This is a genomic window from Stenotrophomonas sp. STEN038, from assembly GCF_056759895.1.
Genome location: NZ_JBRRDW010000115.1, coordinates 1 through 2,008, shown reverse-complemented (window position 1 = coordinate 2,008; position 2,008 = coordinate 1). Strand labels below are relative to the sequence as shown.

General features: G+C 54.8%; 2 protein-coding genes. Both read left to right on the top strand.

The genetic code is table 11. The features are described from left to right. The first annotated feature begins 147 nt into the window (after nt 1–147). Complete coding sequence (locus tag ACVOLS_RS21515; protein ID WP_481547315.1) at nt 148–720, top strand: metallophosphoesterase; 573 nt, start codon at nt 148–150, stop codon at nt 718–720. A gap of 373 nt (nt 721–1,093) precedes the next feature. Continuing rightward, entirely contained in the window at nt 1,094–1,675 is a 582-nt protein-coding gene (locus ACVOLS_RS21510) for an NIF family HAD-type phosphatase (protein WP_481547314.1), read from the top strand. Nucleotides 1,676–2,008 lie beyond the last annotated feature (333 nt).

Here is a 2,008-nt window from a genome sequence, read left to right as displayed (position 1 = left end):
ATTTGTAGGCTTGCCGGGTCTTGCTGGTGATCTTGCCTGCAGACATGACTGTCTCCCAATGCTACCCCCAACAGAGGCTAGCTCTGTCTAGGAAATCCTGGGAACTCCAACCCCAATATTTCCAGATCATTCAAAGGGAATCAGGCCGTGCGCCTTCTTGTCCTGTCAGACCTTCATCGCGAGATGCGGCATAGAAGCGGGCAAAGCCTTGCCACGCAACACGCCCCCGTCATGGAACTGCCTCGGCCAGACGTCGTGATCCTGTCTGGCGATATCGATGAGGGTGATCGTGCGGTGGCATGGGCCGACCAGACGTTTCCTGACGTCCCCATCATGCATGTCAGTGGCAATCATGAGGGCTACGGGAGCTGCCTGGACAGCGTGCAAAGAAAGATCACTACCGCCTGTGCGGCAGCGAGGAAGATGCACTACCTCAATCGGGCCCAAGTCATTCTTGAAGATGTTCGATTTCTGGGTGAGATGCTATGGACTGATTTCAGGCTGCTCAGGGACGAGCAATACCAGACGATCCTCTATAGTGCTGCGGCGGAGCTCAATGACTATCGTCGCAACCGAATTGAAGCAGATGGCTTCCGGCGGCTTCGCCCCCTATACACCCAGTGCTTCCATCACCAGGATCGCAACAGGCTGGGCGAGCGGCTAGCTGAGCCGTTTGCCGGCAAGACGGTGGTCATCTCGCACATGGCCCCATCCGCTTAATCGATCCCAAATCTATTGAGCGGGGACCTTCTGTCAGCAGCGTTCGCTTCGAGCTTGGAATCCCTGGTGACGCAAGCAGACCTCTGGACCCACGGACATGTTCATGACTCTGCCGATCACCGGATAGGAAGCGGAAGGGTTGTCTGCAATCCCCGAGGCTATCCAGTGCGACAAGAGGAAGAAGGCTTTAGGCCGGAGAATCCGGATTTCGACCCGAGCTTGATCATTGAGGTTTAGCCTCAAATTGTTCTCGGTCATCCAGTCGACTCGCAACGCGAAGGACAGCTCCCCCCAAGGTGCTCATGCCCACTTACCCTGCGGAACGAGATCAGATCACTGCCAAACACCTACATCAGAATCGATAAGAACGCTCATGGCACTCAAAGATAGGAAGCTACTGGTACTTGATATTGATGAAACGCTCGTCTACTCGACTGAGCGCCCCTTGGATCGTCCTGCTGACCTGAGCGTTGTTGGGTATCACGTCTACAAACGCCCCCACCTCGACGCTTTTTTGGACTTCGCCTTCTCAAGGTTCAGGGTCGGTGTCTGGACATCATCTGGGCGACTCTACGCCGAGCCACTGGTTGCACAACTGATGTCGAGCCGCCCCGTGGAGTTCGTTTGGTCGTCCGGTAGGTGTAGCTTGGTAAGGGATTGGGAAGAAGGTGGCTACTCAACCCAGAAGCGGCTCGCGAAGCTGAAGAAGCATGGATTCAAGCTGGAGCAAATCATTGGAATCGATGACACGGCCAGCAAGTACGCTCGGAACTACGGTAATTTGGTTCTGATTAAAGAGTTCACCGGTGATCTATCGGACGATGAGTTGCTACTTCTAATCCAGTATCTGGCCATGCTCGAAGTGGAACCGAATATCCGCGCAGTCGAAAAACGCAGATGGCGGGATCAACTACGCCAACAAGAGGATCAGGAACCTAGGTCGTTCAAAGCGTGAGATGTGTGAAGTGTTAGGCACGACTGGGGAGACGGTCGTTTCATTGAGGGTAGTCTCCACTTCAATGTGCGACACGTTGCTGATCACCTCCGAGCTTGTGTCGTTCGTGGAGGTAGGATCAATGGTAGTGCGCAGACAGCGAGCAGTCCCGGTGAGTCCCGGGTTCGCCCGCTGGAAGATAGCGCGCAGAGGGACCGGACTGCTTTAGGAATGACGCATGATTCGAGGGTGTCAGAAATTTTGTGTGAGAGGCATACCATGATGCTGCCAAGGAGCATGTATGCCACGCAAGAAGAAGACGCCGGTGGTCACGCCGGCCATTGATCTGCCGAA

Bases quoted from the DNA above. Each gene is read 5' to 3' on its own strand.
- ACVOLS_RS21510 (WP_481547314.1), top strand. From the start codon at position 1,094: ATGGCACTCAAAGATAGGAAGCTACTGGTACTTGATATTGATGAAACG.